Source organism: uncultured Nitrosomonas sp. (assembly GCF_902826915.1).
Classification (GTDB): Bacteria; Pseudomonadota; Gammaproteobacteria; order Burkholderiales; family Nitrosomonadaceae; genus Nitrosomonas.
On sequence record NZ_CADEGP010000113.1, the window covers coordinates 1 to 5,354 of the forward strand.

3 protein-coding genes and 1 pseudogene are annotated in these 5,354 nt (G+C 39.4%); 3 read left to right on the forward strand and 1 reads right to left on the reverse strand.

Annotation, left to right across the window (positions count from 1 at the left end; translation table 11 throughout):
- A partial coding sequence (locus tag QZV86_RS13310; protein ID WP_295629104.1) for a hypothetical protein occupies positions 1-1,325 on the forward strand: 1,325 nt, incomplete at its 5' end.
- A gap of 451 nt (positions 1,326-1,776) precedes the next feature.
- Here QZV86_RS13310 and QZV86_RS13315 read toward each other — a convergent pair.
- A complete protein-coding gene (locus QZV86_RS13315) occupies positions 1,777-2,397 on the reverse strand; it encodes a DUF3465 domain-containing protein (protein ID WP_295629106.1) in 621 nt (206 codons plus the stop codon).
- Between the two features lie 981 nt (positions 2,398-3,378).
- Here QZV86_RS13315 and QZV86_RS13320 point away from each other — a divergent pair.
- Positions 3,379-4,371 (forward strand): SGNH/GDSL hydrolase family protein, encoded by a 993-nt coding sequence (locus QZV86_RS13320; RefSeq protein ID WP_295629109.1) that lies wholly within the window; start codon positions 3,379-3,381, stop codon positions 4,369-4,371.
- A 486-nt stretch (positions 4,372-4,857) separates the two neighbouring features.
- A pseudogene (locus QZV86_RS13325) lies at positions 4,858-5,301 on the forward strand (transposase); the annotation flags it as partial.
- Positions 5,302-5,354: the final 53 nt, after the last annotated feature.

Consider the following 5,354-nt stretch of genomic DNA (forward strand, 5'->3'; position numbering starts at 1 on the left):
ACGAAAAAACCCTTAACCAATATGTAGAACAGACTTCAAAGTTTGCAAATGCAGCAGTTTCTAGCCGCGTCCTTATAGAAATGGCTCTTTGCCAATGCCCTCTTGATAATGGGAATTTCATTTCTGATATTGAGTTGAGCAAACTCATCGCAAGGGCTTCCCTCGTTATTCAATATGGTGGATTATCAGATGCAATTCACTATAACGTCCTGCCACCAGAATTACACATATCAGCTTTGGGAGATATCTTGTTAAAAGACGATTTCGGGGCCGCAGTGGTTGAGCCTATGCTATCACGTGCATCCAGTGAAAAATATGTTTATGGCGCATCACATCAACAAAAAAATTATGATGATCCAGTTCATATTGAAGCCGTGAAACAAAGCTTCGACGAAGATTTTTGGAATATTTGGATTACAGAAACAAAGTTTAACATAGATGAAGGACGCAATATTATTGATTCCTTGGAAAACGAAGGGATTGAACTTCAAAAACCAATTTTTGAGATAAAAAGAGAGGATTTTTTCAAGCTGGTATGTTCAGAAGAAGTCTCAAAAAAAGTTGCTGAACATTTTCTTGAACGTTTCACGTTACGAACTCGCAAACGATGGGATATCGTACCCCATGAATTTACTTTAGATGAGATTTACCCATGGCGCTATGGCAGAAGACTCTCTTTTGTTGCGCGTCCAATTTTGGAAATAGAAGAATCTGATAACCCAACACTATTAATAGCACCAGGATCCCTCAGAATGGGATTTGTTTATTTGGTAGATGGAACAGTGAGTGGTCGTTTAAAACAATCTTTTTTTCAAACAGAACAGATGAGAAATGACTGGTGGGGAAGAGCAAAAGAGGGCCATAGCTTTAATAGAGAAGTGACGCAAAATTTATCTCTAAACGGATGGTCTGTAAAAGAAAATATTGAGCTTCCAGAAATACTAAATGAAAAATTAGAGAAAAATTATGGTGATATTGACATTCTAGCATGGAGACCGACGAGCAAAGAAGTTCTGGTAATTGAATGCAAAGATTTGTCTTTAGCAAGAAATTATTCCGAAATCGCTGCTTTATTATCAACTTTCCAAGGCAAGGAAGATGACAAAGGAAAAGGTGATAAGTTAAAAGTTCATTTAGATCGAGTCACGGTGATGGAGCGAAACCCTGAGAAAGTAAAAAAATATACAGGGTTACCCGAAGTAAAGATAATTTCCTGTTTAGTATTTAGTGGCATTGTTCCAATGCAATTCGCAAAAATCGAGGCACTGAAAAATACACGAGTGGGCACAATAGAGGAAATTACTCTACTTTTTGAAGCATCTTGAGAAGATGTAAAATGAAACTGTTATCCACTAACATACTGTTAGCTTTAAATAACAAATTCAATAAACTATTATAAAATAATAAGTTATACTAAGAAATAGCTAAAAACATGCGTTATTATTCTGATATGCTGTTTTAAGCAGCTCACTCTTTTTGTGGCATGGCTTACACTTGCTGCGGGTGGAGTTGATCAATTTGGCGACAACACAATAAGGCACGAAATTGTATTGTGTCAAATTTGTGCCAAACTACCCTGTAAGTAACACTGTTCGTGGTTGTGTGACACTGTTTTTATGCTTGGCAAGCATTGTAAGTGATTGATTTTTATATATCCTATATTTCGAGTTACGTTTCGTAATCAGTAGGTCAACCCAACACAAGATTCATAAAGATTTAGGAATCAGCGCAATTACCTGTTTCATGATGGAAAAAGAGAAAATTTTTTATTTATAGTTACTGATAGATAGCATTATTATGCAAGATCCAACCGTTCAGATGAATCTCTTCAGGATCATGATGTGTCCAATGAACCACACCGCCTTTATCATTCCACTCGTATTCACCAAAAAATTCAATCTTATCGTTTAAAACCAATTCATCAATTCTTGGTGCTAAATCGATATTGTGGGCAATGAGTAGTGTTTGTTCTGATTTTAATTCAATGATAAATCTCTGATGACGACTTCCATTAAGATCATCCGATAAAATGGAAATCACAATTCCGGTTCCATAAACCTGCACATTGCTTTTGGCATCGGCAAACAATTGAGCTAATAAGTCATCCCCATCAGGTTCTAATTCAATATAATCTGTAAGCGCCCCTGCCCTTAACAATCCATTAAAAACGTCCCCATAAACATAGACGTCTTCACCGCTGGTTCCAATATAGTTATTGGTTCCTGGATAGTAGCGCACTAAATAATTATCTAAGTCACTCGTTGCCACTCCAGCAGGACTAAAAAACTCAGGAAAAGATTGTTCGGCGAAGTTGAATAACTTATTGCTGTTAATTAAAAAATTTTCAGCAAATGATGCCGTTGAAATTAACAGCAGAAACAGTAATGTAAATTTCATAAATTTATTTTAATTTATAATTAGATACAGATTTTTTTAAAGTGAGGCACTTCAATTACGGTTAAAAATTAATGTGTAAAAGTTTCTACTTTTAGTGGCATTAAGAGTTAAATTAAATGATTAATACGGCAGGATTTTTTGATTCCTAACTAGGAATTAGATACAACAGCTTCGCTCTTGTATATGTCATTAGGACAGACTGGCTATGCCAGACTGCTGTTATGACGGTTAGTAAGTGAAAACGTGACAAATCTGACGATTATTCTCGTGTATTGGCGAGCACTGGCGAGTGAAATATATATAAAAAACAGTTAATTAAAAGATCTTTTAATCCGTTGGTCGCCAGTTCGATCCTGGCACGACCTACCAAATAGAATAGGGGTTAGCTTAAACGCTAATCCCTTTTTTATTTTAGAGCGCAGAATATCTATTAAATCTGAAAATTAACGACTGCAAGCACTTCGATATTTCCCGGAAATTAAGCAAGATAAATTTGATGGTCAGCTCTGGACCGGGCTTATTCGGAACTTTTGCTTGATGGAGAATAATTCTCTGCGTTGTATCTTCCAATAAAGCTGCGTATATTAACGATGCAACGGCAAATATATTACGATAAACAATCAAAGAATTTAAATCTGATGAGCTAAAGCGTCTCTTAATTTAGCTCATCACCTGTACTAATTGTTTTAACGATATATATGAATGTCTTAGATCATATAATGATAGCGTTAGCTTAACTTCAGAGTTGTGGTACCATCCATTAAAATGATCGTATGCAGCAGCATATACGTAATTTTTCCAGTTGTGGCGATTTAGGCACCATACGAGGGTTATCAATATTCCTCGCTGAAAATAAATAATTTTATCGCCGACGAGAACACTAGAGTGTCAAATGTAAGGCCCAACCTTATGATTCCTTTTATGGTTAGCTCGATTGTAGTAGAAGTTCAAATATTCTGTACCTTTGAAGGAGAATAAAATTTGAAACGGAGCCTGATTTATCTCTCGTCGTTATTATGTGGCTTAATGCTTAGCGTCAATGTTCTGGCCACTACCAATTTCAGCAGTGTTTATGTTTTCGGCGACAGCCTTTCGGATGCAGGCAGCAATCCTTCTGCAGTCTTAAGTGTATATAATTTGCTGGGTGGCAACTGCGATCCCTCTCATCCCTGTCCACCTTATGTGGATGGTCATTATTCGAACGGCCCGACTGTCCCCGAATATCTTGCCAATTCTATACTTCCAGGTGGCGCTAATCCGACCAATTTCTTCAGCTTTGCTGTTGCTGGTGCGACAAGTGGTATCGGTAATTATGGTGACGGAGGATCAGCCCTTACCACCGGTTCGTTTGGGCTTCCCGGTATGCAACAGGAACTGGGACATTATTTGTCACTTTCGGGGGGCAGCGCTGATCCCACTGCATTGTATTTTGTGTGGGGAGGCGCAAATGATTTTCTGACATCCGATTCTCCTATCACCGCCGCACAGAATATAACGAGCCATGTTTTCGCGCTGGCGAATATCGGAGCCACCCATATACTTATTCCCAATCTTCCTGATCTGAGTCTTACCCCTTTTATACAAGATGAAGGTCTGATTCCCCAGGCTCAGGCATTTTCACTAGGCTTCAATGCCGAGTTGGCCTCGCAAATTGATGGATTGAATCTACTGTTTCCAAGTGTAGATATTATTGAGTTTGATACCTTCAGCGTCTTTAATAATATTGTAACAAATCGGGGACTTTTTGGTTTTTCTGATTCACATTCTGCCTGTCTTTCTTTACTTTTTGAGGTTTGCGCCAATCCAGATGAACATGTGTTTTGGGACGGATTCCATCCAACTACTCATGCACATGCGCTTATGTCCTCAGCCATTGCAAGTGCGGTTCCAGAGCCAGAAACCTACATAATGCTGTTGGCAGGTTTAGGTTTGATCGGTTTTATGTCACGTCGCAGGAAAGAAATTATTATGTAATCCGGATCACTACTGCCCCGTTAACGAGCAAGTACTGAGGCCCGATTCAGGCCCAATTGGTATAATAAGTTTTCGCATAACTTGTTGAACCAGACAGAAGAATCAGGCCATGGCCCATTGTAATACAATCTTTAAACTTGTACCGAGACATGAATTTGAGGCGCTTGCAAAGCAACATCATTCAGGCCGCTCTTTCCGTAAAGTTCTGTCGCATTAACTGTAAAAATACATATCAAGTGAGCAGATATGTCCGCTTCTGTCGCTAGACGGATTTATTCTGCCAGCGCATAAAATTGCTTACAAAAGACATCGGAAAAAATCAATAATCCAACAATTCAATTATTTTTTTACATACTTAAATAGTCAGTCCTGCAAAACGCTTGGAGACCCTATAAATATTGGAATTCATGCGAATTAGTAAACGCTGAGATCCCTGGGAAATTATAATATAGGCATCAAAACCTGAGGGAATTAGGGGAAGTTTAAATGCCGACTGATGATTTTTTTCGTGCACGTCTCGACCAGATGATCGATCTGCACCATCCCTTGGTGGTATTGGCAAATCGACTACCGTGGCCCGATATTGAAGCAGCCCTTGCACCAGCTTTCGAGCGCAAGAATCGTCAAGGCCACATGGTAGAGTTCAGCGATATTTTCGGCACAGCGTTAGCGACTGCGGGCACAGGAGTGAGCGCTGCGGGCCGGCCGCGTTTGCCCATTCGATTGATGGCTTCCTTGCTGTATCTGAAGCACGCATTCAATCTGAGTGATGAAGAACTGGTGATTCGCTGGTCCGAGAATGTGGTCTGGCAGTATTTCAGCGGGCAGGCGTACTACACACCGAAGCTGCCCTGTGATGCTACTCAGATAGGCCGCTTTCGCACTGCGATTGGTGAGTCCGGTGTCGAAAAGCTGCTGCAAGCAACAATGAGGTATGCTTATTTTCATGGAGTCCGAAGTTTCATAAGATGAAGACATGAAAT

Bases quoted from the DNA above. Each gene is read 5' to 3' on its own strand.
- QZV86_RS13315 (WP_295629106.1), bottom strand. From the start codon at position 2,397: ATGAAATTTACATTACTGTTTCTGCTGTTAATTTCAACGGCATCATTT.